Source organism: Paraburkholderia sp. EB58 (genome assembly GCF_050436665.1).
Lineage (GTDB): Bacteria > Pseudomonadota > Gammaproteobacteria > Burkholderiales > Burkholderiaceae > Paraburkholderia.
The window spans coordinates 184,172-210,219 of record NZ_JBNDMQ010000001.1 but is presented as its reverse complement, the minus strand read 5'-3'; the positions used below and the strand labels follow the sequence as shown (position 1 = coordinate 210,219).

Here is a 26,048-nt window from a genome sequence, read left to right as displayed (position 1 = left end):
CGCTAGCCTGATCTCGAAGCTTAGAGGCGAGCGCCGCCGCTCGTATCGATGGACTCGCCCGTAACCCACCGCGAGTGATTGGAGGCGAGAAAAAGCACCGCGTCGGCCACATCGTCAGGTTGCCCGATCCGCTTCAAAGCCTGGAGTCCCTTGATCATTTCGCGACCGTCATTTGTCGATAGCAGGACCTGCCCCATGTCAGTATCGATCGCACCGGGTGAAACGGCGTTGACGCGAATGCCACGTTGGCCCAGTTCCTTCGCAAGATTACGCACCAGCACGTTGACTGCACCCTTTGTGGCGGAGTAGACCGATAAGCCATCCACCGCGGAGCGTGCGGCGACGGATGAGACGAATATGATGCTGCTGGCTTCGCCAAGGAGTGGCAGGAGTTGCTGCACGAGAAAGAAAGGAGCACGGACGTTAATCGCAAAGTGACGGTCGAAAGCCTCCACTGTCTGGTCACCGAGGAGCGCCGGCTCGGCGATGCCTGCGCTCGCTACGACAACATTAAGATGGTTGATTCTGAGTGCGCGAACCGCTTCGACCAGGCGGTGCGCTCCGTCAACTGCGGCAAGGTCGACCCCGATCGCATCAGCCTGCCCGCCGTCACGTCGGATCTGGGCGACCACCGCCTCGGCGGCCTCCTGGTTCGCGCCGTAATGCACGATGACGTGCGCCCCTTGTTCGGCGAGACGAAACGCCGCGGCCCGCCCCAACCCGCGCGAAGCACCGGTGACGAGGGCAATCTGACCGGATAAGTTATGCATGACTGCTTCTCCAGAAATGTCACTCAAATCGATACCCTGATCCTCGGACCGTGAGAATCATCGGAGGCAGGCCGAGCGTCGCGAGCTTTTTGCGTAGCCGTCCAACGTGCACCGCGATCCGGTTGGTTTCCGGGTCCAGGTGGTGCATCCATACAGCTTCAAAAATCTCGGATCGAGTAACGGTGCGTCCGGAATGTCGGATCATGAATTCGAGCAGACGGCATTCTGTGGGCAGCAGGCGCTGCTTGCGCTGCCGATGAGTGAGAATGCGCTTGATAAGGTCGAGCTCGAATGCGTTGGTGCGCAAGATGGCGCCGCTGTAGGGCGCGTGCGCCATTTTTCGAAGTAGTGCCGCCACGCGAGCCAGCATCTCTTCACGCGAAAATGGCATCGCCAGATAGTCATCTGCGCCTGCGCGCAAACCTTGTATCCGCTGTTCGATATCGGCTGTACCGCTCACCATGATCACGGGCGTTTGCACGCCTACGCCGCGCAAAGCCGAAACGACGGCTGGGCCCCCAATATCGGGCAGTGTTTCGCCAAGGACAAGGACATCGTAGTCATGCGACATCGCGCGGGTTACGCCCGCAAGCCCCAGGCGCGTTGTATCGACACTGTACCCGGATGACCTAAGGCCGCTGGTGATTTCCTCTCCGAGAGCGGGTTCATCATGAATATTCAGGACTTTTAACATTTTCTCGCATGCCATTGATATACAAGTGATTTGCTGACCCAAAAGTCCGACTCAGCTTGCGTGGGAGTGCCCAGTGGTTCGCTCAATTCAGCTTCGTGGAGCGTTCCCGGCCGATCCCGATACAGGCTAAAACGGTGGCAAATCCCATCGTGAAGACATCGACCACGCGAAGTTCGGGCACGCTTTGCACGAAGAGGTGATCCATCGCGACCATGGCGTAGCACATCACTGGCAATGCGTGAAAGAAGGACGCATCTCCAATGCTTACCCGCTCGGGGCGAATGTATCGGGAGGCAATGCCGAAGAGCGAGTACACGACGAATGTCGTAGCAAGCCAACCCGCGTAGTTATGAAAGGGGACACCGAAATAGGCTCCACCTGCTTCCCACACCCAGTTTCCTGCGCGACTCATCCCCGGATCCATCACGGTGTCCCACGAAGTCATCACCATGGACGCGACGAGCGAGCGGCTCAGGACGCCTTCAGAAGCGTCTCGAGTAGATGACCCCAGCAAGGTCGAGGCGACAGCCCACGACGAATAGATCATCATGAACCATGCAAGAGGGATGATCGCTGGGACTAGCCCAAGTTTGGGTCCCAGCAAGTTGCTGTAGTGATAATGGCCGTATATCCAGCCTGTCGAAACGCCGATTTCCTCGAGTATCCATGAAACGACAGCCGAAAGCGCAAAGAACACAAGCGTGCGGCGTTTGCCCAGCGACGCGCAGCCATGTAGCACTGCGAATCCGCTGAATGTCAGGGTATAGCCAACATTTCCGATTGAGGGGATCTGCCAACCGGTGAGGAACCGAAGCCACTCGGCAACATGCCGAAACGTGATCACGGCGAACAGCAGTACCGCTAACGATGCTGCGATCGATGTACCGGTACTGCGTCCCGATGACAAGGCTTTTGAACTGTTAGGCGCTTGCGATTTCATAAAGATCCGAATTCCACGGGTTTGGATTCGTCGGGCAATGTAAGCAGAACGCTCATGGCCGTGGCTTTATTCCATGCCGGAGACTTCTTATAGCTGAGTCCAGGCACACGCCTGGCCGAGAAACTCGACCTGTGCACGTTCGTCGGATATCGCACGTTGGAGTTCGACGTTGAGAGAGTCCAGATCGACTATCACGCCTCCTTCTAACCGCGTTCTTCGGGGATCAGATGACAGGCTACGCAACATTTCGGATGCCCACGTGCAAAGCAACGGCGCCGATCCGCCGCTAACCGGAACTTCGTAGCGTAGTTGTGGAACGGGCAGGCCTGCCAGGGAAAATGTAGGCACAAACCTTCGAGCGATGTCATATTGCGGACACTCCTCCCTGAATCGGGAAAGGATCTCTCGCACGACCGAGTCCCATAAATCCACTTTGGGTTCGGAGAGGTGTTGCCGGCGGTTGTCAAATTCATGAAAAGCTATGTAACCGCCTGGACGGACAAATTGAGCTGCGCGCCTCAAAAACGATACCGCATCATTTTGAAAAAGAAACACACATCGCCCCACCACCATATCGAAACCTTCGTCATCCTCAAAGTCCTCCAGCGGGCAACAACGAAATTCGACGTTGGACAGCTTGCTTACGCCAGCAAGGAAGGAAGCTACTTCGATGGCGTTTTCTTTTCGATCTATCCCGAGCACGAATCCGTTCTCTCCCACCAGATCCGCGGCCAGCCGACTCATACCGCCAACGCCGCAACCTATGTCCAGTACACGCATGCCCGGACGGACGTTCACTGCGGACAACATCCGACCCGTGATCGGTCGAAGCATCTCAGACTCAAATATTAAGCGCTTGATTTCGCCATCCGAGTGGTGACTCAAAGCGTATTCACTGCTAGACATGTTCATTCGCTCCTGACTGGTAAGAGGTTGCAAGCAACGTCGCTACGTTCATGATCTATGACTACCCTGTTTCCTGTTCGAAAACACTGGCCGGTCTCTTTTATTCCAGTGTGTGGGGACAATTATTTTGTGTGACGTGGTGGTCGACGTACCGGTACAAAGTCACGACCGCGCGGCGCTTCATTGGAATAGATGAGAGGACGCAGTTGTTCTGTGGTGTAGACACACTCCTAACCCGACGGCAGCAGATGCTCTTGCCGTCTTCCACCGCTGTGGTAACTCACCATGTTCAATCCATTCGTAGTTTTCATTTGCCTCGAGAGCTTTGCCCTGGTGAACCTGGTTGTGATCTGGGTCGGTATTGACTTTCACCATGTAGTCCCACACGGTTACCTTGTGCCCGAATGGATCGCTCTGATTTATCCGCCCTCAAATGGTGCCAGCAGCGACCCCGACGAGGTTGGTGACACCAGTCGAGACTTTCCAAATAATAGGACTGGCGAAGAATTGCTTGCCGCAGCGGTTGATGAATAGAGCGCATGCTCATACCCTCCCGGCATTGATCTGTTGTTCCCGAAGGCTCATTTCCCGACCACCGTTCGAAGGCTTCGCAAGTGAATACAAGCGCTCGCCAAGGTTTGACGTGCGCGCGATAGCCGACTCATGACAGTCCCGATGGGGACACCTAGCTCCTCTGCAGCATCGCTGTAGCTCAGACCCTCGAAGACGATCAGAATCATGACAATCCGTTGCGCTTCGGGTAGCCGCTCGACTGCTTCGATGATCTGCCCAGTCATCATATTTTGTTCGGGCGTGGGTGTGAGTGGGTCTGCGACCGTATCGAGAATCACGTCATTCCATTCGACGCGGCATCGACCACGGATCTTGCGAGCTCGCAACTCATTGATCCAGGTAGTGTGCATGATGGAAAACATCCAACTCAATGGCGTAGTATTCGGGCGAAGCTGGTGCGGGCGCTCCAGGGCTCGCAGGCAGGTGCGTTGCAGCAGGTCCTCGGCGTCATGGCGATCGCTGCACAAGCGCAGTGCGAATGCCCAGAGCTTCGGTCGCAAACGTGGCAGCAACTGAGGTAAGTCGTCTGCGGCGGTCATCTGCATGATTTCTCGCCCGTCTGTTGGCTACCGTCAATTGACGGCGATGCAATGCGGTAGGACCAATCTGTCCATATGAGGCCTTCTGCATGATGTTGATCGTCTGATACCTCCGCTACGGTCGAAAGAAGCGGGATACGCTTGCAATGATCCAGGCTCCTGCCGGACAGGGGTCCAGGCAGCGAGCGAACAGCAGTGATGGTGAACACGATGATCGATCGCACATTGGGTGGATTGGGATTGCCGCGGGTCGACACGTCTACTGCACGGATCTAACAAACGCCAATCTAGGAGGGCTGCGTTGCGGTCCCTTTACACGGAACGGGGTAAAGGGCTAGATCACGTTGATCTGGATCCGCTGCGACCAACCAGTACGAACGAGCCAATCTTCGTGATCAATTCGATCAACGATAGCGTGGACCAGACTGGGTAGAACCTGGTCTCCGTTGCGAGGCCAGACACTATGACCATGATGGTTGTGCCGCAGAGGAAGAGAAATACCAACCTTGCCCACGCCACGCCCTGGAGCGTTAGCAAGGCGACCCATGCCGATAGGAGCGTCTCCATCAGAATCAAGGCGGTCGAGGTTGAGGTCTGTGAAGAAGACAATTCGAACGGTAGTTCGACAAATGCCCAAACGATCGATGCGGTCAGGCTTGATCGACCGGCCCGAGTAGCCGTCATATCCACATCGGTGCTTCTGGCGAAGAATCCAGGAATCTTAGAAAGTAGAGGCATATCGTTATGAAATGAATGACTGAATCTATCGGTTAGGCAGACTGCGACGAGGCTGTCGCGATGTTTTCACTTCATGCTCTGTTTGCCTCGACCCTATCTGCATCGTTTGCGATTCGAGTAGCCGACCATGCATTTCGAATTTCCTAGGTAAACAGCGGCCGCGTCGAGAAAATTCCCGGGGCGCAATTTTAATTCGGAGGTTGTGTCGGATTACTTATTAGATTCCGTAAAACGGAAGAATTACAAATGAAACGAACTTTCAAAATGGTTGCCATTAATTCTGGCGCATTAAAGCGTATTGGCGCGGTCTTGGCCAGGGCTCTTGCGTGTGAGGGACAGTGGTGGTCGCAAATTACGCGAGCGATCGCGAAGCTGTGGGCGCCGCTCGCGACGTATTTGCCGGGATGCCGTCATTAAAAAAAGGAAGCGACCGATCAGGGGACGTTCCCCGATCGATCGCCTGGGTCACCGCCGGACCCACGAGATGGCCGGCGACAGAAGGGCAGTCTCTCAGTCAGCGGGCAATGTTCAGGTCGCTTACCGTCGACAGAAATAATTGCAGCGAAGCCTGGATATACATTGGATCAAAGCCTAGAAACAGGTTGTTCACACCCAACCGCATCGCTTCTACAGCCTGTGCGGGGGTCACTGCAAACGAAGTGACTTCCATGCCTTTTGCTTTTATCCTGCTTATCACGAACTCGATGGCGTGTCGGACCTTATCGTGGTTGGGACCATCGTTGAAGCCCATGTTGACCGATAAGTCGAACGGTGCGGGGATCGCGCCGGCAAGCCCGTCGACATCCAAAATGGCATCTATGTCGCGAACCGCGTCGGGATGTTCAATCAGCGCAATCACGCCGGTCTCAGCGTTGGCTCGCTTCGCATAGTCGAGCATGTTGGTTTGCCACTGGTATTGTGTGCGAAACGGCCCCCAGCCGCGGACGCCTTGAGGCGGATACTTTGCGTATGACACTGCCCTCTGCGCTTCTTCACGGCTTGTGATCATCGGTACGACAATGTTTTTGGCGCCGGCGTCCAGGGCGAGTTTGAACTGGGCCGGGTCATTGTGTGAGACACGAATCCACGGCTGCGCAGGCGTACCGATCATCGCCGTGATCATTCTGTAGGCCGTCTCGATTGAGATCGGGCCATGCTCCATGTCGATCAGGATGTAGTCGAATCCCGAGTTGGCCAACATTTGCACAAGTTCTGGAGAAGGCGATGTCACGCCGACTCCAATTTTCACTCCACCAGGTTTTTTAAGCAGTTGTCCAAGGTAGGCGGAGGGGTTGGAAGGGCTGTTCTGCATCAGGAATTTCCGTGTCAAGGTGGGTGGGAAAGACATCGCGACGCTAGATGACCAAACAACACGTGCGCACCGCGATTTATTCCGCAATCGCTCCCGTTGTTCGACGGTGACGACGTTTTTTGCACCGAAGGGCATCGTTGATCGTTGAGCGATCCGCCACCGCCCGATTTGAACACCGGGCATGTTGACCTATAACGCGAAATTGATCTGGAATCTTTTACCTTCCGAGCTACGTGAAAGCCCGCAATGCATAAACGGAAACCGCTACTCGTCAGCTTCGGTCCCGCTCGAAGGCACATAAGGCCGCAACCAGGAATGTGAATCGAGCAACTCGTGTAGCGATTGCCGCACGGCGATGGCGATGTCCCTGGACAGCGTGAGAAACTCCCCGCGCCGTCCTACGAGGAAGATTGAGCGAGTGGAATTGCCTCTTTCGACAGGAATGATATCGATTGCGTCGACGAACCGTGTACCGGTCTGGAGCAGGCAAGTCGGCGTTGTAATGGCCCACCCCAAACCCTGCGCCACCAGCAGGGTCATGGTATCCGCGTGGTCGACCTCGAGCTTCCTCGGTGCGTCGATGCCGTTGGACCGTAGGATTCTTTCTATCCGGATCCCAAGCGTGGAAGTCCGGCTAAAGCGAATGAACGGAACCGCCGCTGCGAGTGCCTGCAGCGTTGGCGGCGTGGCCTCGTGGCGCGCATCGCGACCGACTATGGCGACAAAGCTTTCCTCATAGAGAAGCTGATGCTCGAACGCGGGATGGTCGACGAAAGAATTGGTGGAAATCATCAGATCGAGCTCACGTCCGAGTAGCGCTTCTTCCTGCACGGTGGCCATGCCAATCTGCACCGACAATCCGCGCGTGCGGGCCACCAACTGTCTGATGAGCGAAGGCCCGATGGTGTTGGCCACCGAATCGATCATGCCGATGCGCAGATACGATCCCTCGTTCTTCGACACATCCGTCGCCTGCGCCTTCATCTGCCTGGCAAGCGCGATGAGCGGCTCCGCGTTCTGGCTGATATAGAGCCCTGCGGGCGTCAACGAGAGAGGCCGCCGCGCGCGGTCGATCAGCACGAGTCCGAGCGACTGCTCAAGTTGCGCGGTGGTCTGCGAAACGGCCGACTGACTGATGCCCAGTGCCCCGGCCGCTGCTGACATGCTGCCCATCGATGCAACAGTAAGGAACACGTCAAGCTGATAGAGATCGACCGGACGGTCGTGCTGCCTGCTCACTTGCATGTCGCCGCAGTGGCGCCCGTCCCAGACACGCACGACGACCGCAAGAAAATGGTGTTTCGAAACGTGAGCATAAGAATTCCTTATTCGGCGGCTAGAGCGCGCCGTGCCGTCCGCGCGAACCTAGAATTGCGAAGATTATTTTACACAAGCGATTTGAAAGGAGACCGACAACCATGAATATATCGACGAGGACGCGCTTCGAGAGTGCGGCCGACGCGACGCCAACGACCGTAGCGTTCGAGAACGCGCCATTGACGCCATTTCACCTGCGCGTGACGTTCGCCGGCACGGGCGGCCAATTCAGCGACGGATTCGTGCTTGGCATCATCGGTATTGCGCTTGCTATCGCTACGCCACAGCTGCATCTGAATGCGGTGTGGCTCGGCGTCCTCGGTGCGGCGTCACTGGCGGGCCTGTTCGCAGGAAGCCTGTTCGCGGGCTCGTTCGTCGACCGTTTCGGCCGCCGTGCGCTGTTCAACTACGACATGGCGCTTTTCGCTGTCATCTCGGTCGCGCAGTTCTGGGTCACCAGCCCGACGCAGCTTCTGATCCTGCGCCTGCTGCTCGGTATAACGCTAGGGTTCGACTATGTGGTCAGCAAGGCACTGGTGGTCGAGTATTCGCCGCTGCGCCTGCGCGGACGACTGCTCAGTTGGCTCGCCATCGCGTGGGCGCTGGGATACGCGTGCGCCTATGTGGTCGGCTATCTGCTCAAAGACCATGGTCCCGATATCTGGCGCGTGATGCTGCTTTCGAGCGCGGTGCCTGCAGCGGTTGTGTTTCTGTTTCGCGTCCGCATACCGGAATCGCCGCTTTGGCTGCAACGCAAGGGTCGAACCACCGAAGCGCTAGCAATCATCCGCGACAACATTGGTCCGAACATCGTTTTGAACCGTCCCGCAGAGACCGCGCAGACTGCCCAGGCGGGCTCGTCCTCCGGCTCGGCAATCACAAAAGTGTTCTCGAGCCAATGGCGCATGCGGCTCTTCATTGCCTGCTTCTTCTACATGTGTCTCGTGATTCCGTACTTTTCGCTCGGTACGTTCTCGCCGATGGTGTTCGCCTCGCTACACATCCAGGACAAGTTTCTCGCGGGCTTGATCTATAACGTCTTCCTCCTAGTCGGCACGGTTGCGGGCGCGCTCGTCGTGGACCGGATCAGCCGGCGTGCGTTCCTGCTATGGGGTTTCTTTCTGTCCGCGATCGTGCTTGCGTGTCTGTCATTCGGCTCACACCTGCCGGGCACGGCCGTGGTGGCGCTGTTCGCGGTATTCGCACTCGTGCTGAGCGGCACCAACAACCTCTGCTTTCTCTACCCCCAGGAGTTGTTCACGACCGAGCTTCGCGCCACTGCGCTGGGTTTCGCCGTTGCCGCAAGTCGGATCGGATCCGCGGTGACGACCTTTCTGTTTCCGAGCATCGTCGCGATCTACGGGGGCCAGGCCGCTGTCTATCTTTGCGTGGTCGTGCTGGCGGTAGGGGGCGTGACATGCGCGATCTGGGCGCCGGAGACACGTCACACATCGCTCGAGAGCTGACGCAGCAATTTCCAGGAACCGCAAGACAATGACACATCAACGCATTGAAGTCGACGCGCTCGGCGAATGCAAACTCCCGATGGATGCGCTATACGGCGTTCATTCACTACGCGGACAGGCCAACTTTCCCTATAGCGGCGAAACGCTGGCGCATTACCCCGCATTCGTCAAATGGCTTGCCCGCACGAAAATGGTGATCGCGCGAGTCAACGCGCAGCACGGCAAATTGAGCGACGCGCAGCGCGACGCCATCGTAGCGGCGTGTGTCGAACTCGCGGATGGACAGCACGCCGCCGCGCTGATCGTCGACCCGCTCGAAGGCTCGTGCGGCACGTCGATCAACATGAACATCAACGAAGTCCTGACCAATCGTGCACTGCAACTGATGGGGCATCAACCTGGCGAATACGCGCTCCTGCATCCGCTCGATCACGTCAACTACGCACAGTCCACCAGCGACGTGCTGCTTACCGCAGCCAAGCTGGCGCTGCTCGAGGAACTCAGACTGTTGAGCGCCGCTGTCGGTCAATTGGCGGCTTCGCTGCGAGACAAGGCACGCCAGTTCGACGGCATCTTGCGCATCGGCCGGACCTGTCTACAGGATGCGTTGCCGATGCGCCTCGGCCAGGCGGTGGGCGGCTATGCCTCTCTCGCTCAACGAATGACAGTGGGGCTCAATGCGCACATTCCGGCGTTGAGTACGATCGCGCTTGGCGCCACGGCGGTCGGCACGGGACTCGGAACGTACCGCGGCTATCGGCAGGCCGTGACCACGGCGCTGGCTGAACTGGTGGGACAGCCGCTCACGCCTGCTCAGGATCTGTTCGACGCGGTCCAGAACATGGACGAATTCGCCGCATTATCGTCCACCGTGAAAACTACCATGCTCGCGCTCGCCAAGGTGGCGAACGATCTGGTACTGCTCAGTTCTGGCCCGAGCGGCGGTATCGGAGAAGTCCGGCTGGCACCCCAGCAGGCGGGTTCCTCAATGATGCCGGGTAAGGTGAATCCGGTCCACGCAATGGGCCTTACGCAGATTGCGTACTTCGTAGCCGGCGCGGATCAGAGTGTCGTGCTTGCTGCTGCCAGCGGGCAGCTGGAGACGAACAACTATATGCCGCTTATCGCCGTGTGCCTGTTCAAAGCTCTGGGTGCAGCCCGGCGAAGCGTATCGATGTTCGATGAACACTGTGTGCGACCGATGATTGCCGACCCGGAGGTGAGCGAGCGCAACCTGCTCAGATCGACCGCGATCGCGCCCGCGTTAAAGGGAGAAATCGGCTACGAACATACGGCGGCACTCGTCGCAAAAGCCGTCGAGTCCGGTCGACCGCTGATCGAGATCGTCGAGGCCGAAAGTGTGATGAGCCGGGAGCGTATGCTTGGATTGTTGCACCAAAGCAGCAAACACCCTGATCCGCTTTCCGATTAGGTAGATGGGCTGCGCGCGGAGGCACTTGGCGAGGCGCTTCGTCGGCAGTCAGGTACTGGCCAAACGAAGGTCTCGGCCCTTATGTCGCAGCGCGGCTGACACCAAAACCAGTTCACATACGTCGCGCGCATGGAGTGAGTTAGGACAACTGGTGAAGTAAAGATGTAGGAACCGTTGGATATCGGCTCCGTCTGAACACGGTTTGACGCGCCAGCTAATTTATTACATTAACCTTTCGAGTGTGATATGCTCGCTCCTGTCTTTGGGGAGTAGCCGGCTTCTACCCAGAAGCGCCTGCGTCAACATTCTCGGTCGCTCAGACCGTGGTGCAGGTAGCCGTTTGGTTGGCAAGACCATCGACACACCACGCGACCGGTCGGGCGCGGCGGTGTGTCGTGGATTTCTGCCCGACCTCGAGCTCATCCTCTAATGAATCCTGTCGCAACGCTCTTCCTCGCTTTCGCCATGTCTACTGACGCCTTTGCGGCCGCAATCGGCAAAGGCGCCACCCTCCGTCGCCCTCACTGGCGCGAAGCTGTCAGGACCGGACTCATCTTCGGTGTGATCGAGGCGCTAACCCCGTTGATCGGATGGTTCCTTGGAAAGGCGGCGGCGCAATACGTCTCTGCATGGGATCACTGGATCGCGTTCACGCTGCTGGTCATACTCGGCGCACGCATGGTCTTCAACAGTTTTTCCGTCAAGGAAGCTGACGAAACGAAGGCAGCCGCCCATTCCTTCTGGTTGCTGGCAGTGACCGGTCTTGCTACCAGTATTGACGCGATGGCGGTCGGCGCTGGGCTTGCCTTTGTTGACGTGAACATCTATTCCACCGCAGCAGCAATCGGGCTCGCCACTGCGACGATGGTGACCATCGGCGTGCTGCTCGGCCGCGTTATCGGCCATGTCGTTGGAAGGCGCGCAGAGATGGCGGGCGGTGTAGTGCTCACTGGTATTGGCTGCACTATCCTTGCCGAACACCTGAATATGTTCGGATAGCCAGTGCGGTTTTGTGCCGGAAATGTCTCCACCTCCGTCAGGCAAACTTTAACTTCGCCTGATTGGAATATAGCGACCCTGCCGTACGTTTAGCAATGGCGTTGACACTGGATGTTTCTCATCGCGAAGCATCACTCGGAGTAGTCTCAAACGCCATGAAATACGATAGTGAGCGAAGGCGGCGAGGCTCGGGCGGCCCAGATTGGCGGCCACTATCGGCGTTTACCGACAATGAGCTGTCCGCCACGGGGCGCACGGCTATGCTCTTCCGCGTGACGACCGACGCCGGAGCGGCCGAGCGCGTGGCCAATTACTGCGCGCAAAGGGCTGCACTGACAGCACTGTTCGGAGACCCCCGAGACGATACGCGTTGTATCGTTGTGCGCCGCCGCACGTCCCGGTGGCGGCACGCAGGCCTGGCAGCCTCCTGTATGGCTATAGGCGTGGCGATCGGCTCGTCGCCCGGTTGGGTGCCGGCGAATTCGGCCGTCGATCGACCTGTGTTCGCGGAGCGCGCTGACATCGCTTTCGCGGTGTACGCACCCGAGCAACGCCACCCCGTGGAGGTCGCAGCCGAACAGCGGGATCAACTGGCGAATTGGCTCTCACGTCGCCTCGATCGGCCGTTGTCGATACCTTCTCTTCGGGAATATGGCTATTCGCTGATCGGTGGTCGCCTGCTGCCCGGCGAGTCCGGCCCGGCCGCGCAATTCATGTATCAGAACGCGAGCGGCGCCCGGCTCACGATTTACATTGCAGCGGTTCAAAAGGACGCGACGGCGTTCTGGCTGTTTCGTGACGGCAATCGCATCACGTTCTACTGGGGTAGCCAGGGGATGGGATGCGCACTGACTGGCTACGTCTCTGAGCCACAATTGAGATCCATGGCGATCGAGGTATGCAGCTTGCTCGGGCAGTCGTTCAGAAGCCGGTAAGCCAGCGGCGGTTTGACCCATGATGCCTGGTGGCCTGCGCATTTCCGATCATCGGGCAAACCGAAGCAGGTCAGGACAACCATGTGAGGCGTGCGCGATGAAGAACAATAACCATATGAAGGTGGGATTTGCATGGCGTCGACGTGGGAAAGGTGAAAAGCGTCAGGCTGGTCAATGCGCATTCAGTGGGCATCGTACTGAGTGTCGACAAGACTGCCCCGGTTACTTCGGCCAGCGTAGCGACGATTACCTCACGAGGACTCGCGACACGAGGGTTTACGGGCTATGTCTATATTGCCCTCGAAGATGTCGGCATCAATTCAAGGCCACTGGTCGGCCGGCCCGGCGAGGCCTATCCAATCATACCGACGGCACCGTCGAAAGTCGTGACGCTGGACACGACGATCAATCAATACTGCGAAAGCTAAACGTTCGACCAACCATTCTTATTCCAGCATTGCGGTACGGCGACGCCGGTGCGGGCATGGTGTAACGCTACATTCTCACCTGCGACAGAAAAGGTCTGTACGGTAGCGGTCAACGCCGTTTGCCAGGATGGATTATCAGCGTCCCCGAATTGCTGCGCCGAAAGGTCTAATGAATTCAGTATGCGGCCAGCATCATTACGCCAATGGAGGCAATTAGAATTGACGCGGCAGGGGTGCTGCACGCGCTGCCGCGCTGCCGGTTAGCATCATGAATGGCGTCCGGACTCGATGCATGTCCGGGCTGCATCATCCGATCGACATGGGCGGGGCCGTGACTGTTCTAAAGCTAAGGATTTACACACTCGTATTCTGCGTCGCGAGCGCATTCCTGGGCAGCGGCGCGGCATCGGCAGATGAAGTCAAGGTGATGATTTCGGGAGGGTTTGCGTCAGCCTATCGCTACCTGGGCCCGCAATTCGAGGAGGCGACCGGCGATACGCTGGCCACCGTCTGGGGGCCAGCGGTGGGCACAGCCGCGAATGCGATCCCTGTGCGACTCGCGCGCGGCGAGTGGGCCGACGTGCTGATCGTGGTCGGCTATGCACTCGACGATCAGATCAACGCTGGCAAGGTCGTGTCTGGCAGCAAGGTGGATTTCGCACGCTCGGCAATCGGCATGGCGGTTCGCGAGGGGGCACCGCAGCCGGATATCAGCTCGATCGACGCATTGCGGCGCACGCTGCTAGCCGCGAAGTCGATCGTCTATCCGGACGACGCGAATGGAGTCTATATCCGCAGCGAACTGTTCCGGCGTCTCGGTATCGAGGGGCGGGTGGAGAGCAAGAGCCACATGATCCCGGCTGAGCGGGTCGCCAGTGTCATCGCGAACGGCGAAGCGGAGCTCGGATTTCAGCAGATAGTCGAACTGTTGCCGGTGGACGGCGTGACGGTGATCGGCAGCTTGCCCGCGGAGGTACAAAGGTACACGGTGTTTTCCGGGGGCATCGTCGCCAATGCGAAAAATCCAGCGGGCGCACAGGCACTGATCCGTTTTCTGTCGTCGCCGGACGCGGCCCCCGCGATTGAGGGCACCGGGCTCGAACCGCTAACGCCGAAGGCTGCGGACTGAGCGAAGCTGCGAGCCTGGCGCGCCGCCACAAAAATCAAGCAACGTAAACAGTGGCTAGATATTCCGTCGATCTCTTATTTTTTTGACCGCGTGTGTGCCAGCGAACAAACGGCATGACCACGGCGGAATATTTCACCCCGAGGACTCGTTTGGAGGCTACAACGCGCCGTTTTGCCGGTGTCTAAAAGGACCGAGCAGGTATGCGATGCGGGCGTTCCACGCCACCACCTCGGACGAGATGCCATGAAAACGATGCTCCATCAGTTTTTCTTTGATACCGCTGCTGTTCATCCTGACGCGCCCGCACTGCATGTCGACGACACAACTTATACCTATGCACAACTGGCCGCACAGGCGCACCGCGTGGCCGCACGTCTGCTCGCGAGCCCAGACAAGGAGAGGGCAGCTGCGCCCGTGATGCTCTTCGCGAGCCGCAGCGCGCAAGGCTATGCAGGCCTGCTCGGGATCCTCGCCTCGGGCTCGCCTTACGTACCGCTCAACGCCAGGTTTGCCTCCGAGCGCAATGCGATGATCGTCAAGCGCTCGGGAAGTCACACGATCCTCGTGGACACACGTTGCCGCAAATGGGTTGGCGGGCTGTTGCAGATGCTCGACGACCCGATGGACGTCATCTACCTCGACGAGGACGTGGCCCAAGTCGACCTGAGTGCACAAGTCGAGCCACTCGCGGGGTACGTCCGCGTCGCCGGTTCGAGGGAGGACTTCGCCTATATCCTGTTCACGTCGGGCACGACCGGCGTGCCGAAGGGCGTCTGCATCAGCCACGCCAGCGCGGTGGACTACATCGCGAGCCAACTGGCCTTCGATCCGCCGATCGCCAATGCGCGGTACAGCCAGAACTTCGAGCTGTCCTTCGATCCGTCGGTCAACGACATGTTCGTCTGCTGGGGCAATACGGGCTGCCTATGCGTGCCGGAAACCGTCGACGTGCTCTATCTGGTGGATTTCATCAAGAACAGGCAAATCACTCACTGGGCGAGTGTCCCGTCCATCGGTGGCTTGATGCAGCAGTTTCGCAAGCTAAAGAAGGACGCCTTTCCAAGCTTGCGCGTGTCCGCTTTCGGGGGGGAAGCGCTGCGCACGGATCTCGCCCGCGCCTGGCTGCGCGCGGCACCGAACACCTCCCTGACAAACATCTACGGACCGACGGAGGCGACGGTCTCGTGCCTGCGCTTCGAGGTCACACCGGAGTTCCTGAATACGACGATGCACGCCGTGGTGCCGCTCGGCGGCAGTTGGGACGGACAAGAGATGCTGGTGGTCGATGAGGATCTCAAGCCGGTCGAACCAGGGCGCGACGGCGAACTCATCATCGGCGGCAGCCAACTGGCGAGCGGCTACCTGAGTGACAACCCGGCAGACCAGAAGCGTTTCTTCCTCAAGCGCTACGCCGGGTGCACCGCAGCGCGCTGGTATCGAAGCGGCGACCTCGTGTGCCGGTCGACCGCCGACGGGCTGCTGTTTCGCGGCCGGATCGACAACCAGATCAAGCTGCTCGGCAATCGCATTGAGTTGCAGGAGATAGAGGAGGTGCTGATCCGGTGCGGGCAGGCGCAGTCAGCGTGGGTGGTGATCTGGCCGCGCAGCGCAACCGGTTCGCCTGAGGGGCTGGTCGCATTCACGCACCGCGCGCAAGTCGAAGAAAGGCAGATACTCGCTGACTGCAAGCGATATCTTGCGCCGTATGCGGTGCCTGCGCGCATCGTGCCGATCGACGAAGTACCATTGAACGTGAACGGTAAGGTCGATCGCAACGCGCTCGTGAAGATGCTCGAGACCGCGACGCAGCGTGCTAGAGGATCACAAGCTTGCGCTGGAGGTGGAACGGTCTGACAACGCGACGTAAAAGTGTCGCGGGTTGCCCCGAATAGCCTCGGCTAGTATTGGACAGCGAGCAAGCCCTGTCATTTGCGAACGAATGGTGCCTGTTCAAACACCGTGTGCCTTGGAGTAACCAAGGGTGTTCGGATCATAGGTGTTTGCGGGAATAGTCCGTTCTTGACATATAATTACTGCCTCGGCAAGCCTTTTGCGGAGCTCGTCAACGTCTCTGATGCCCGGCAAACGCCTCACGGGATGAGCTAGATCGTTAGTCATCAGAATGATCGAGCCGGTGCCGAATAGCCGCTGCCACCAGGGGTGGATCGACGTGATGCACTGAATCTGGGAAATCTCGAGAATTGATACGCGGCGATGCAGAATGCCTTGCGTCCAGGTAATCCGTGCGGTATCGACGACAATTCGGGTGAACGCGGTCTTGACGAACGGCAAACCGACACCGATCAAGACCGCACCCGCTTGTGCGAGCAACACATGCCACTGAAGCGGGAAAGAGTTCGACGCGCAGGCATGTATAGCGCAAATCATTGCCATGACCGCGCTCCCCTTCAGTAGCGCTGGAAGGTTGCAGGCCTGCGACGGCGCGCCGCTGAAAATTACCTGATTGGCCATCGCATATATCCCTTTTCCTGACCCACGGATCGATTAGTCCGTCGAAACGACCATAGCCGAACCGCACGCCAGTGCCTTGAAGTCGTCGTAGCGCGATCTGGTGCCTACGGTGCGCTCAGTATAGCCTTTACGACAAAGATGGTCCGCGACGCGTGCACCAAGCTGTAAGTCTGGGGCCCCATCCGCCAAAAGATATGCAATCGATTGCAGCGCATTGACGCAATTCAGCTACGCCGGTTCAGAGCCCTACCGCATCGGTGCCAAGGGGGACCACGAACCGAGCAAAACAGCTGTCGATTACGTATTATCCGCGCCGATCGAAATGGTGTATTTCGGCTTACAAGAAAAAATTAAGTGCGTGGTAAACCCTTAGTTTTAAGTCTGCGTTCTAAGCGTATATTTTGCAATCGATTGCACCGAACCGGCACCTTGACGACCGGCGTGACCCTGGTTTTTCTCGTTCACTGATTTCGCTCTCATGACGCGCTCCATCGATTCTGGATTAATCCTCTTAGCACGCATTGCCTTGGCGACCCTATTCCTATGGGGGGGGGCGATGAAAATAGCTGGGTATGGTGACTTCGCTGCATATCTGCACTCAGCGGGCGTACCGTTCGTGTCGATCGCTGCACCACTTTCGACCGCTATCGATTTGATAGGCGGTCTGTTCGTGATCGTCGGTTTCAAGACTCAGCCGCTTGCGCTGGTCATGGCGGTCTACACGGTGGCAACGGCTATGTTTGGACACGATTTCTGGAACGTAGCAGATCCCGCCATGCATCACGATATGGCGGTGCATTTCTGGAAAAACGTCGGCATTGCCGGTGGTTTCCTGCTGCTACGCGTGACAGGAGCTGGCCCTATCAGCGTTGACAACGCACGCGCCGAGGAGCGGATTGGATCGCCGGGCAGTCGACCTGGCAGGATCCGCATTGATTGATGGCGAGAGTCATCGCCCTGCTTGTACGACTCTTCGCCCGCCAACGCGTAACCGTTGTCTTCGCACCGCAACCAGTCCATCCGCTAGTCGTCGCCGAAGCGGTCCGTCTAGTCGCGTCTGCAGTCAGGCAGCGAACGGCGGCACTTTGTCGCGGGTCGCGCTCACGTGACAGAAAGTTCAGCGCCGTCCAACCGTTAACGCATAGAGCAAAGGCGTGGCGACCCCATAGACCTTTCGGCTTGCAACAGCCATACATTTGAAACGCTGTGTGACAGCCCGATCGGTTTGTTCCGTAGATGCCGTCGATTCTGTTTACCGCTCCGGCCGTGGTTACAACGGCGTAACTGCTTTTTAAGCCTGACTTAACTGTTGCTTGCCATCGTAGTTGCTGGGACTCACGTCCAAGGGTTCTGTTTCGCCGCTGCCGCATGAGCAGTGTCTTTTGCCCGTCGCCAGCGCTACAGCGGCGGCGCCAAAAAAGTTATGAAAGGAAATTCAGCACACGATGTCTATCAAATCGCAAACCCGAACACACACCCGACTGACCACCCGCAGCGAGCATTTTTCCAATGGTCCCGGGCTGTCGCAACCACTCCCGTTGCTCTCCGCTTGCGCGACGTATATCGCAGTCAGCTTCAGGAGAAATTCGTGAGTAAATTAATTGCGTTGCTCGCCGTGGCGGCGAGCCTGGGTGGTTGCGCCGTCGCATCAGGATATGAAGAAGCGCCGACATACGACTCGGTCTACGGCTATCACTTCTACGGACCGGGGTACGGTACTTGCAGCATTTTGGGCGAGTGCGGCACGTGGGGTGGCTGGTACGGCTATCACTGGTACGGATACCGTTGGCGCGGCGGGTGGCACGGCGGATCGTATGGCGCTCACGGTGGATGGCACGGCGGCCATGGCGGCGGACATGGAGGAGGGGGAGGATACGGTGGCGGAGGCGGGCATGGTGGCCGCTGAAACGTTCCCCTCGTCGGACGCGACGAGGGGCCGGACTTCTGGATCTGCCCGTGCCGGAGGACTGCTTGATTCGCTTGGCGTCTAGACAACGACCCCACGGTGAATCGAAGGTTTTTTCGCCAACAGATTGGACAGCTTCCGCAAGGCAACCTCGAGTTGCTCGCGACTCGCGCAGCCGCCCAGCGAAATTCGGATCGCATTTGGCGGACTGGCGCCCGTAAAGAAGGCCTCTGCGGGCGCCACCACCAGACCATTGTCGCGCGCTACGGCGGCAAGGTCCAAGGCCTGCCAATAGCTCGGCAACGTATGCCAGACATGAATGCCTTCGTTGGCCGGTGCGCTCATCGCGCCCGCTAACATGCCCCGGGCCATGCGTTGACGCGCATGCGTTTCCGCCTGAACGCCAGCCAATAACTGAACCGCGCGCCCATCGTGAATCCATTGCGTGACGAGTGTCGTCGTCAATGGTGAGGTTAAGGAAAATATCCGTAGCGCGGACAGGAAGGCCTGCTGACTTTGCGAATCGGGCAGCGCCACGAAAGCCGTCCGCAGCCCAGGCGAGAGGCATTTCGACAGCGTTGACACGTAATACACCTGGTCGGGCATCAGCCGCGCGAGCGGCGGCGGTGCGTTCTCCGCAAACAGCCAGTACGGGTCGTCTTCGATAATCCTCACGTTCAACCTTGCGGCGGTCCTGGCGATGTCGAGACGTCGTCTCTCGGTCATTGTCCGCGTGGTCGGATTCTGCAGCGTAGGGTTCAGATAGATGAGGCGCGCGTCGTGCATTCGGCAGGCCTCTTCGAGTGCATCCGGACGCATTCCGGAGGCGTCGACCGCAACGGTCTCGACACGGCGTCCGAGTTGCCTTGCAGCCAGCGGCAGCCCGGGATAACCGAGCGGTTCCATCAGAATGCAATCGCCGGGCTGGGTCGATGCCAGGATCAGTGCGGCGAGGGCGGCCTGCGCGCCCGGACAGACGACGATCCGCTCGAGATCGATCCGACCCAGCATGGGTTTGAGCCAGCGCGCGCCGGCGTTGCGGTCGGTGTGGCTTCCGCCCCCCAGGTGATACGTCATGAGCAGGTTCGTGTCGGTACGCATCAAGACCTGCGACAGGCCCTCGCGGAGCAGCGCCGCCATATCCACGTCGGCCGGCGGCGGTGGAATGTTCATGCTTAGATCGATGCTCTGCGTCAGCTCCACTTTCGGCGCAGAGACAAACGTCCCCAGCGTTCCGCGTGCTTCGATGAGTTGACGGCGGCGCGCCTCTGTAAAGGCGCGTGTAACGGTCGTCAGATCGATCTCCAACGCTTCGGCCAACTGACGTTGCGGCGGCAGCCGATCGCCCGGGCGCAGCGCTCCATCGGCGATCGCGGACTCAAGAAAACTGACGATCTGCAGATAACGCGGCCCGTCGCCCGCAACAAACTCAGCGGCCCAATCCGGGCGCTTGTATGGATCATGTATGGGCTTCATTTAGCGTCATTCTGTCGCAGTTGTATGGATATTGTCTTACTTTAGGATGCCCGCATCGGGACATAAATCCATACATCGTACCTCTCGCAGTCAAGTCGGGGAAGCATTGAAGGCGAAGGGCGCTGCCTGATTCAGAGGCGCGTCCGAAGATTCGCCGGACGGGATGCATGCATGGATGGTGTGACCGGCAACCAAGGTACACGACATGCGGAATCCAGCTTTGCGTAGAAAAATCTCTGCCACAGGGGCAGCTTCGCTCGTTCAATCCTCAATCATCGGACGGCTTTGTAGTTCGGCAGGACGTCTCCTTGCGCTCGGCGCGGCGGGACTGCTTAGTGGGTGCAGCATGACGCTGTTCAATCCCAAGGGCGACATCGGCATGCAGGAGAAGAACCTGATCCTGCTCGCACTCGGTTTGATGCTGCTGGTGGTGATTCCGGTCATTCTGTTGACCCTGTACTTCGCCTGGCGCTATCGGGCCTCGAACACCAGCGCGACCTATGCGCCCAAATGGGCGCACTCCACGCCAATTGAAGTGGTCGTCTGGGCGATCCCGTGTCTGATCGTCATCATTCTGGCGCTGGTGATCTGGCGTACTACGCACAGTCTCGATCCATCACGTCCCATCGAATCGCAGGTCAAACCGGTCCGCGTCGAAGTCGTCGCACTGAACTGGAAGTGGCTGTTCATCTATCCGGACTACTGCGTTGCTTCGGTCAATCAACTTGCCATTCCGGTCGACACGCCCATCTCGTTCGACATCACCGCTGAATCGCTGATGAACTCGTTTTTTATCCCGCAACTCGGCGGGCAGATCTATGCGATGTCTGGCATGCGCACCCAGTTGAATCTGATCGCCAATAGTCCCGGCGTGTATGCGGGACGGTCCTCCGCGTACAGCGGCGCGGGCTTCTCGGACATGCACTTCGACACGATCGCCACTAATCGCGCGGATTTCGACGCATGGATTGCACGCGCGAGGCACTCGCCGCTGTCGTTGGACAAGGCCACTTACGAAGCGCTGGCGAAGCCTAGCCAGAAAGACTCGGTGACGGTCTATGCGCGCGTGACACCGGGTCTCTTCGACGGCGTCGTCGGTCAGTACATGCAAGGTGCGGCCCGCGACCCGATGTGTGGGACCGCGCAGACCGCGCTTTCCGTTGAATCTACTGGAGCCCAATCGCCTGTTCATCAGGCTGCGGAGTAGTCATCATGTTTGGAAAACTTAACCTGGACGCTGTCCCGTACCACGAGCCCATCATCATGGGCACGCTGGCCGTCGTCGTCGTGCTCGGCATGGCGCTGCTGGCTGCCGTGACGTATGCGGGAAAATGGACTTACCTTTGGAGCGAGTGGCTCACCTCGGTGGATCACAAGCGCATTGGTGTGATGTACATCCTGCTTGCGCTCGTGATGCTACTGCGCGGCTTTGCCGACGCCATCATGATGCGCACCCAGCAGGCCATTGCGTTTAACGACGCGGCCGGCTATTTGCCGCCTCACCACTACGATCAGATTTTCACGGCACACGGTGTGATCATGATCTTCTTCGTGGCGACGCCTTTGATTCTCGGACTGATGAATGTGGTGGTGCCGCTGCAGCTCGGCGCGCGCGACGTGGCGTACCCGTTTGTCAATTCGCTGAGCTTCTGGTTGTCGGTGGTCGGGGCCGTGCTCGTGATGATGTCGATGTTCATTGGCGACTTTGCAGCGACGGGCTGGGTCGCGTATCCGCCGTTGTCCGAGCTCGGATATAGTCCAACGGTCGGCGTCGATTACTACATCTGGTCGCTACAGATATCGGGGCTAGGGACGACGCTCACTGGCATCAACTTCATTGTGACGATCCTGCGTATGCGTGCGCCAGGCTTGACGCTGATGAAGATGCCGGTGTTCGTCTGGACCGCGCTTATCACCAACATCCTGATCGTGGCGGTGTTTCCGGTGTTGACCGGCACGCTGGCGCTGCTCACCGCCGACCGCTACCTCGGCATGCATTTCTTTACCAACGAGCTGGGCGGTAACGCGATGATGTACATCAACCTCATCTGGGTGTGGGGCCACCCTGAGGTGTATATCCTGATCCTGCCGTGTTTTGGCGCATTCTCCGAAATCATCTCGACGTTCTCCAGCAAGCCGTTGTTCGGCTACAAGTCGATGGTGTATGCCACGGCCTCGATCGGCATTCTGTCGTTCTTCGTCTGGCTCCATCACTTCTTTACGATGGGTTCGGGTGCGAACGTCAACGCGTTCTTCGGGATCATGACGTCGATCATCTCGATCCCGACCGGCGTGAAGCTGTTCAACTGGCTGTTCACGATGTTTCGCGGACGCATCCGCTATCACACGTCGACGTTATGGACGATCGGCTTCATGGTCACCTTTGCGGTGGGCGGCATGACCGGAGTGTTGCTGGCAGTACCTGGCGCGGACTTCGTACTGCATAACAGCCTGTTTCTCGTCGCGCACTTCCACAACGTGATCATTGGCGGTGTGGTGTTCGGCTGCTTTGCAGGCATCAGCTTCTGGTTCCCAAAGGTGTTTGGCTTCACGCTGGACGAGTTCTGGGGCAAGGTCTCATTCTGGTGCTGGCTGGTCGGATACTGGCTCGCCTTCACGCCGCTCTACATCCTCGGCTTCGAAGGCATGACCCGGCGCATGAACCACTACGCGGTGCCTGAATGGCACAAATGGCTGGTGATCGCGCTGATCGGCGCGTTGTTCATCGCGGCAGGCATTGCGGCGATGATCATCCAGTTTGCGGTCAGCATCCGCGATCGCGAAGCGAATCGCGACCTGACAGGCGATCCATGGAATGGCCGCAGCCTGGAGTGGTCGACGGCATCGCCGGCACCGTTCTATAACTTCGCACACGTGCCGGTGATCACGTCGCTGGAACAGCACTGGGACAACAAGGAAGCCGGGCGCGCTTATGTCCAGCCGCGCAAATACGAGGACATCCATATGCCGCGCAATACGGGTGCCGGCGTGATCATCGCGGCGTTCAGCTTGCTGCTGTGTTTTTCGCTGGTCTGGCATATGTGGCTGTTTGCGGCGGTAGGTCTGATCGGAATGATCGCGACGTTCATCGCGCGGACCTACGACCAGGACGTCGACTATTACGTGCCGGCGGCCGAGGTTGCCCGGATTGAAAGTGAGCGCTATGCGCAACTGAAAGAGGCTGCGTGATTATGAGTAACACCGCAACGCATCACGCCCACGGTCACGGTGGTGGGCACCATGTATCGCACGACGACGGATCCAAAACCACGCTGGGGTTCTGGATCTATCTGATGAGCGATTGCCTGATTTTTGCCACGCTGTTCGCCACCTTCGGTGTGCTGGTGAACGCCACGGCGGGTGGTCCGACTGGCAACGGCTTGTTCGAACTGCCATACGTGCTCGGCGAAACCTTGCTGTTGCTGATCAGCAGCTTCACGTTCGGCATGGCGATGCTTGGCATGCAAGTACGTCGTCAATCGCAGGTGATCGGCTGGCTTGCCGTGACGTTCGTGTTTGGCGCAGGGTTTATCGGCATGGAAGTGGTCGAGTTCGCGAAGCTGATCAACGACGGGGCAGGGCCGCATGTCAGTGCATTCCTCTCATCGTACTTCTTCCTGGTCGGCACACACGGTCTGCATGTCACCTGCGGCCTGCTATGGATTGCGGTGATGACGCATCAGGTCTACAAGTTCGGCCTGACTGGCGTGACGCGACGCCGGCTCGCTTGCCTGAGTCTTTTCTGGCACTTCCTGGACCTGATCTGGATCTGCGTTTTTACATTTGTTTATCTGCGCGAGTTTGTATGAACAGGACTTCTCATCATCATCCGGCGCACGACACAATTCATGCGGCGTCGCATGGCAGTCTCAAGAGCTATGTGATTGGTATTGTGCTGTCGTTGCTGCTAACGCTGGCTTCGTTCGGCGCTGTCATGACGCATGTGGTGCCGCGCGGCTTCGGCCTTGCCACCATCGTGGTGTTGTGTGTGGCGCAACTGGTCGTGCAGTTGATCTACTTTCTGCATATCGGTGCTGCGCGAGATCAGCGGGCCAATACCGGCATCTTCGTGTGTACGGCATTTCTGATTGCCGTGATCGTTGGGTTGTCGCTGTGGGTCATGCACAACGCCAATCAGAACATGATGCCGACGCACATGTCGACAGAGCGGGCGATGTCGCGGGACTAACCGCGCCAGTGTTCCGTGTCGCCACAGAGGTCTGCACGGAGCACATACGCGTCACTCTGCGTCGGTAATAGAGGAAGTGCGAAATTGAATGCGGAATTTTGGTCAAAAATACTTGATCAAATCTGCCGACACTATCCTCGAACTACAAGATGAACAAGCTTCGTTCAACAAGCGCAACGTATATTGTCGTAGGTGGGGGCACTTCAGGCTGCATCGTCGCGTCCCGTCTCTCAGAGGACCCATCGGCGACGGTCATCCTGCTTGAGGAGGGTCCCAGGGACTCAAGCCCGTATATCCGATTCCCAGGCACGTACTACAAGACTGCGCAAGGCGGGTTGCTTAAGCGCTACCGTTGGGAGCCTGCAACGGGCTACGAACGTGAAGAGAACGACACTATGGTGCAGGCAAGCGTCCTCGGTGGCGGTAGCTCTGTCAATGGCATGGTGTATGTGCGAGGAAACCCGCAGGACTACGACGGCTGGGAAGCGGCCGGTGCTCATGGCTGGGCATTCCGGGACGTTCTCCCATACTTCCGGCGCGCGGAGAGCAATGCAGATTTCGCAACCGAACACCACGGTACGGATGGTCCCATCGGTATCAGTTTCCCAGCGAGTGTCCATCCTCTAACACGAAAGTGGCTGCAAGCTTGCCAGCAGTCCGGATTGCAGTATGTCCCTGACTTCAATGGGGGCGCGCAGGATGGCTGCGGGCTATATCAGGTCGCTGTCAAGGATGGTCTGCGCGCAAGTTCGGCGAGTGCGTATCTGCGGCCGGCGGAGAAGCGCGGAAACCTCACTGTGCTGGTCGGGGCGAAGGTCCTCAAAATTCTGGTGGATAAGCAACGGGCCGTCGGCGTTGAATATTCCATTGGCGGTGAGAAGAAGCAGGCCTTCGCGGATAAAGAAATCATCGTTTCGTCGGGGACCATCAACACGCCCAAGCTCCTGATGCTTTCTGGAATCGGTCATGCCGCTCTGCTGGAGAGGCATGACATTAAGGTTCATGCTGACCTTCCTGGCGTGGGCAGAAACCTTCAAGACCACCTTGAAATGTCGCTTGTTTACCAGATGAAGGCGGGCTCGGACAGCTATGACAAGTTCAAGAAGCTGCACTGGAAAGCATGGGCCGCCCTTCAATATGCCGTCGCACGCAGCGGTCCCATCGCGTCTAACCTCATTGAGGGAGGTGCTTTTTGTCGAGGGACGCAAACGGACCTGCCGCCCGACCTCCAGTATTTCTTTATCGTGGGCGCGGGCGTTGAGGAGGGCACAGAAAGTGTTCCGGGCGGGACCGGGTGCACGCTCAATTTTGAGCATGTGCAGCCGCATTCGCGGGGCGAGGTGTCGCTGCACAGCGCGAATCCAGCTGACCCACCCAGGATTGTGCCCAACTATATGGTCGAACAACACGATGTTGACCGGCTGACGGAAGGGTTTCTCATCGGTCAGGAGATTATGAGTCAACCCGCGATACGACCGTACATCGAGCGCGAGCACTTTCCCGGTCAGAAGTTCTCTAGCCGAGAGGAACTGGGCGAATATCTTCGCAAGAACGCACGCGCGGCGCTTCACCCAGTCGGGACGTGTCGAATGGGAAGTGACTCTCTCAGTGTGGTCGACCCCGAGCTACGAGTTCGAGGAATCGAAAATCTCCGTATCGCAGATGCGTCCGTGATGCCCCGCATTCCGTCGGGCAACACGAACGCGGCTTGCACGATGATTGGTGAGAAGGCGGCGGACATCATCCGCGGAAGGCAGCTTTCAATTCCAGCATCGGTGCTGACCGAGAGCCAGGCGTAGTTGAAGCAGCCTGGATTGGTGGGCTTCA

General features: G+C 58.4%; 24 protein-coding genes and 1 riboswitch. Of the genes, 15 read left to right on the top strand and 9 right to left on the bottom strand.

From position 1 onward, the window contains the following. Window positions 1-20: 20 nt before the first annotated feature. The 4 genes from P3T40_RS00945 to P3T40_RS00930 form a co-directional block, all read right to left on the bottom strand. Complete coding sequence (locus P3T40_RS00945; protein WP_429265808.1) at window positions 21-770, bottom strand: SDR family NAD(P)-dependent oxidoreductase; 750 nt, start codon at window positions 768-770, stop codon at window positions 21-23. A gap of 19 nt (window positions 771-789) precedes the next feature. Continuing rightward, window positions 790-1,506, bottom strand: a complete 717-nt coding sequence (locus P3T40_RS00940) for a response regulator transcription factor (protein WP_429265807.1) — start codon at window positions 1,504-1,506, stop codon at window positions 790-792. A 40-nt stretch (window positions 1,507-1,546) separates the two neighbouring features. After that, window positions 1,547-2,404 carry a carotenoid biosynthesis protein gene (locus P3T40_RS00935; RefSeq protein ID WP_429265806.1) on the bottom strand — a complete coding sequence of 286 codons (858 nt, stop codon included), beginning with the start codon at window positions 2,402-2,404 and terminating at the stop codon, window positions 1,547-1,549. An 87-nt stretch (window positions 2,405-2,491) separates the two neighbouring features. After that, window positions 2,492-3,310, bottom strand: coding sequence for a class I SAM-dependent methyltransferase (locus P3T40_RS00930; protein ID WP_429265805.1), 819 nt, complete (start codon window positions 3,308-3,310; stop codon window positions 2,492-2,494). A gap of 285 nt (window positions 3,311-3,595) precedes the next feature. On the opposite strand from P3T40_RS00930, the gene P3T40_RS00925 reads away from it, so the two are divergent. Continuing rightward, entirely contained in the window at window positions 3,596-3,844 is a 249-nt protein-coding gene (locus tag P3T40_RS00925) for a hypothetical protein (protein WP_429265804.1), read from the top strand. A 47-nt stretch (window positions 3,845-3,891) separates the two neighbouring features. On the opposite strand, the gene P3T40_RS00920 is transcribed toward P3T40_RS00925, so the two are convergent. The 3 genes from P3T40_RS00920 to P3T40_RS00910 form a co-directional block, all read right to left on the bottom strand. Then, complete coding sequence (locus P3T40_RS00920) at window positions 3,892-4,422, bottom strand: RNA polymerase sigma factor (protein WP_429266113.1); 531 nt, start codon at window positions 4,420-4,422, stop codon at window positions 3,892-3,894. A 1,252-nt stretch (window positions 4,423-5,674) separates the two neighbouring features. Then, a complete protein-coding gene (locus P3T40_RS00915) occupies window positions 5,675-6,472 on the bottom strand; it encodes an HpcH/HpaI aldolase family protein (RefSeq protein WP_429265803.1) in 798 nt (265 codons plus the stop codon). Between the two features lie 264 nt (window positions 6,473-6,736). Then, a complete protein-coding gene (locus P3T40_RS00910) occupies window positions 6,737-7,711 on the bottom strand; it encodes a LysR family transcriptional regulator (RefSeq protein ID WP_429265802.1) in 975 nt (324 codons plus the stop codon). A 179-nt stretch (window positions 7,712-7,890) separates the two neighbouring features. On the opposite strand from P3T40_RS00910, the gene P3T40_RS00905 reads away from it, so the two are divergent. From P3T40_RS00905 to P3T40_RS00875, 7 genes are all read left to right on the top strand, one after another. After that, window positions 7,891-9,255 carry an MFS transporter gene (locus tag P3T40_RS00905; protein WP_429265801.1) on the top strand — a complete coding sequence of 455 codons (1,365 nt, stop codon included), beginning with the start codon at window positions 7,891-7,893 and terminating at the stop codon, window positions 9,253-9,255. Between the two features lie 28 nt (window positions 9,256-9,283). Continuing rightward, the gene (locus P3T40_RS00900; RefSeq protein ID WP_429265800.1) at window positions 9,284-10,687 is read left to right on the top strand and encodes a lyase family protein; all 1,404 of its coding nucleotides are present in this window, start codon (window positions 9,284-9,286) and stop codon (window positions 10,685-10,687) included. Between the two features lie 252 nt (window positions 10,688-10,939). Beyond that, a riboswitch (yybP-ykoY riboswitch) is annotated at window positions 10,940-11,106 on the top strand. A gap of 10 nt (window positions 11,107-11,116) precedes the next feature. After that, a complete protein-coding gene (gene mntP, locus P3T40_RS00895; RefSeq protein ID WP_429265799.1) occupies window positions 11,117-11,686 on the top strand; it encodes a manganese efflux pump MntP in 570 nt (189 codons plus the stop codon). Window positions 11,687-12,117: 431 nt separating this feature from the next. Then, window positions 12,118-12,621 (top strand): anti-sigma factor family protein, encoded by a 504-nt coding sequence (locus tag P3T40_RS00890; RefSeq protein ID WP_429265798.1) that lies wholly within the window; start codon window positions 12,118-12,120, stop codon window positions 12,619-12,621. A gap of 143 nt (window positions 12,622-12,764) precedes the next feature. After that, entirely contained in the window at window positions 12,765-13,049 is a 285-nt protein-coding gene (locus tag P3T40_RS00885) for a hypothetical protein (RefSeq protein WP_429265797.1), read from the top strand. Window positions 13,050-13,341: 292 nt separating this feature from the next. Next, window positions 13,342-14,178 (top strand): substrate-binding domain-containing protein, encoded by an 837-nt coding sequence (locus tag P3T40_RS00880; protein ID WP_429265796.1) that lies wholly within the window; start codon window positions 13,342-13,344, stop codon window positions 14,176-14,178. Window positions 14,179-14,421: 243 nt separating this feature from the next. Next, window positions 14,422-16,032 carry an AMP-binding protein gene (locus P3T40_RS00875; RefSeq protein WP_429265795.1) on the top strand — a complete coding sequence of 537 codons (1,611 nt, stop codon included), beginning with the start codon at window positions 14,422-14,424 and terminating at the stop codon, window positions 16,030-16,032. Between the two features lie 96 nt (window positions 16,033-16,128). On the opposite strand, the gene P3T40_RS00870 is transcribed toward P3T40_RS00875, so the two are convergent. Then, window positions 16,129-16,650 (bottom strand): PH domain-containing protein, encoded by a 522-nt coding sequence (locus P3T40_RS00870; RefSeq protein ID WP_429265794.1) that lies wholly within the window; start codon window positions 16,648-16,650, stop codon window positions 16,129-16,131. A 478-nt stretch (window positions 16,651-17,128) separates the two neighbouring features. On the opposite strand from P3T40_RS00870, the gene P3T40_RS00865 reads away from it, so the two are divergent. After that, on the top strand, window positions 17,129-17,590 hold the full coding sequence (locus P3T40_RS00865) for a DoxX family protein (RefSeq protein WP_429265793.1): 462 nt from the start codon (window positions 17,129-17,131) through the stop codon (window positions 17,588-17,590). Between the two features lie 648 nt (window positions 17,591-18,238). Then, window positions 18,239-18,556, top strand: coding sequence for a hypothetical protein (locus P3T40_RS00860; protein ID WP_429265792.1), 318 nt, complete (start codon window positions 18,239-18,241; stop codon window positions 18,554-18,556). Between the two features lie 81 nt (window positions 18,557-18,637). Here the strand turns inward: P3T40_RS00860 and P3T40_RS00855 are convergent, their stop codons facing one another. Continuing rightward, window positions 18,638-20,032 carry a PLP-dependent aminotransferase family protein gene (locus tag P3T40_RS00855; RefSeq protein WP_429265791.1) on the bottom strand — a complete coding sequence of 465 codons (1,395 nt, stop codon included), beginning with the start codon at window positions 20,030-20,032 and terminating at the stop codon, window positions 18,638-18,640. A gap of 205 nt (window positions 20,033-20,237) precedes the next feature. On the opposite strand from P3T40_RS00855, the gene cyoA reads away from it, so the two are divergent. The 5 genes from cyoA (at window position 20,238) to P3T40_RS00830 (ending at window position 26,020) form a co-directional block, all read left to right on the top strand. Continuing rightward, window positions 20,238-21,239, top strand: coding sequence for a ubiquinol oxidase subunit II (cyoA, locus tag P3T40_RS00850; protein ID WP_429265790.1), 1,002 nt, complete (start codon window positions 20,238-20,240; stop codon window positions 21,237-21,239). A gap of 5 nt (window positions 21,240-21,244) precedes the next feature. Continuing rightward, window positions 21,245-23,221 carry a cytochrome o ubiquinol oxidase subunit I gene (gene cyoB, locus P3T40_RS00845; protein WP_429265789.1) on the top strand — a complete coding sequence of 659 codons (1,977 nt, stop codon included), beginning with the start codon at window positions 21,245-21,247 and terminating at the stop codon, window positions 23,219-23,221. Window positions 23,222-23,223: 2 nt separating this feature from the next. Next, on the top strand, window positions 23,224-23,841 hold the full coding sequence (gene cyoC, locus P3T40_RS00840; protein WP_429265788.1) for a cytochrome o ubiquinol oxidase subunit III: 618 nt from the start codon (window positions 23,224-23,226) through the stop codon (window positions 23,839-23,841). Then, window positions 23,838-24,221, top strand: coding sequence for a cytochrome o ubiquinol oxidase subunit IV (gene cyoD, locus P3T40_RS00835; RefSeq protein WP_429265787.1), 384 nt, complete (start codon window positions 23,838-23,840; stop codon window positions 24,219-24,221). The genes cyoC and cyoD overlap by 4 nt, the downstream gene beginning before the upstream one ends. 149 nt (window positions 24,222-24,370) lie before the next feature. Then, the gene (locus P3T40_RS00830) at window positions 24,371-26,020 is read left to right on the top strand and encodes a GMC family oxidoreductase (RefSeq protein WP_429265786.1); all 1,650 of its coding nucleotides are present in this window, start codon (window positions 24,371-24,373) and stop codon (window positions 26,018-26,020) included. The last annotated feature ends 28 nt before the right edge of the window (window positions 26,021-26,048 follow it).

Bases quoted from the DNA above. Each gene is read 5' to 3' on its own strand.
- P3T40_RS00920 (WP_429266113.1), bottom strand. From the start codon at position 4,422: ATGACCGCCGCAGACGACTTACCTCAGTTGCTGCCACGTTTGCGACCG.
- mntP (WP_429265799.1), top strand. From the start codon at position 11,117: ATGAATCCTGTCGCAACGCTCTTCCTCGCTTTCGCCATGTCTACTGAC.
- P3T40_RS00915 (WP_429265803.1), bottom strand. From the start codon at position 6,472: ATGCAGAACAGCCCTTCCAACCCCTCCGCCTACCTTGGACAACTGCTT.
- P3T40_RS00905 (WP_429265801.1), top strand. From the start codon at position 7,891: ATGAATATATCGACGAGGACGCGCTTCGAGAGTGCGGCCGACGCGACG.
- P3T40_RS00880 (WP_429265796.1), top strand. From the start codon at position 13,342: ATGTCCGGGCTGCATCATCCGATCGACATGGGCGGGGCCGTGACTGTT.
- cyoD (WP_429265787.1), top strand. From the start codon at position 23,838: ATGAACAGGACTTCTCATCATCATCCGGCGCACGACACAATTCATGCG.
- P3T40_RS00935 (WP_429265806.1), bottom strand. From the start codon at position 2,404: ATGAAATCGCAAGCGCCTAACAGTTCAAAAGCCTTGTCATCGGGACGC.
- P3T40_RS00865 (WP_429265793.1), top strand. From the start codon at position 17,129: ATGACGCGCTCCATCGATTCTGGATTAATCCTCTTAGCACGCATTGCC.
- P3T40_RS00925 (WP_429265804.1), top strand. From the start codon at position 3,596: ATGTTCAATCCATTCGTAGTTTTCATTTGCCTCGAGAGCTTTGCCCTG.
- P3T40_RS00855 (WP_429265791.1), bottom strand. From the start codon at position 20,032: ATGAAGCCCATACATGATCCATACAAGCGCCCGGATTGGGCCGCTGAG.
- P3T40_RS00870 (WP_429265794.1), bottom strand. From the start codon at position 16,650: ATGGCCAATCAGGTAATTTTCAGCGGCGCGCCGTCGCAGGCCTGCAAC.
- cyoA (WP_429265790.1), top strand. From the start codon at position 20,238: ATGCGGAATCCAGCTTTGCGTAGAAAAATCTCTGCCACAGGGGCAGCT.
- cyoC (WP_429265788.1), top strand. From the start codon at position 23,224: ATGAGTAACACCGCAACGCATCACGCCCACGGTCACGGTGGTGGGCAC.
- P3T40_RS00890 (WP_429265798.1), top strand. From the start codon at position 12,118: ATGGCTATAGGCGTGGCGATCGGCTCGTCGCCCGGTTGGGTGCCGGCG.
- P3T40_RS00830 (WP_429265786.1), top strand. From the start codon at position 24,371: ATGAACAAGCTTCGTTCAACAAGCGCAACGTATATTGTCGTAGGTGGG.
- P3T40_RS00945 (WP_429265808.1), bottom strand. From the start codon at position 770: ATGCATAACTTATCCGGTCAGATTGCCCTCGTCACCGGTGCTTCGCGC.
- P3T40_RS00930 (WP_429265805.1), bottom strand. From the start codon at position 3,310: ATGTCTAGCAGTGAATACGCTTTGAGTCACCACTCGGATGGCGAAATC.
- P3T40_RS00900 (WP_429265800.1), top strand. From the start codon at position 9,284: ATGACACATCAACGCATTGAAGTCGACGCGCTCGGCGAATGCAAACTC.
- cyoB (WP_429265789.1), top strand. From the start codon at position 21,245: ATGTTTGGAAAACTTAACCTGGACGCTGTCCCGTACCACGAGCCCATC.
- P3T40_RS00875 (WP_429265795.1), top strand. From the start codon at position 14,422: ATGAAAACGATGCTCCATCAGTTTTTCTTTGATACCGCTGCTGTTCAT.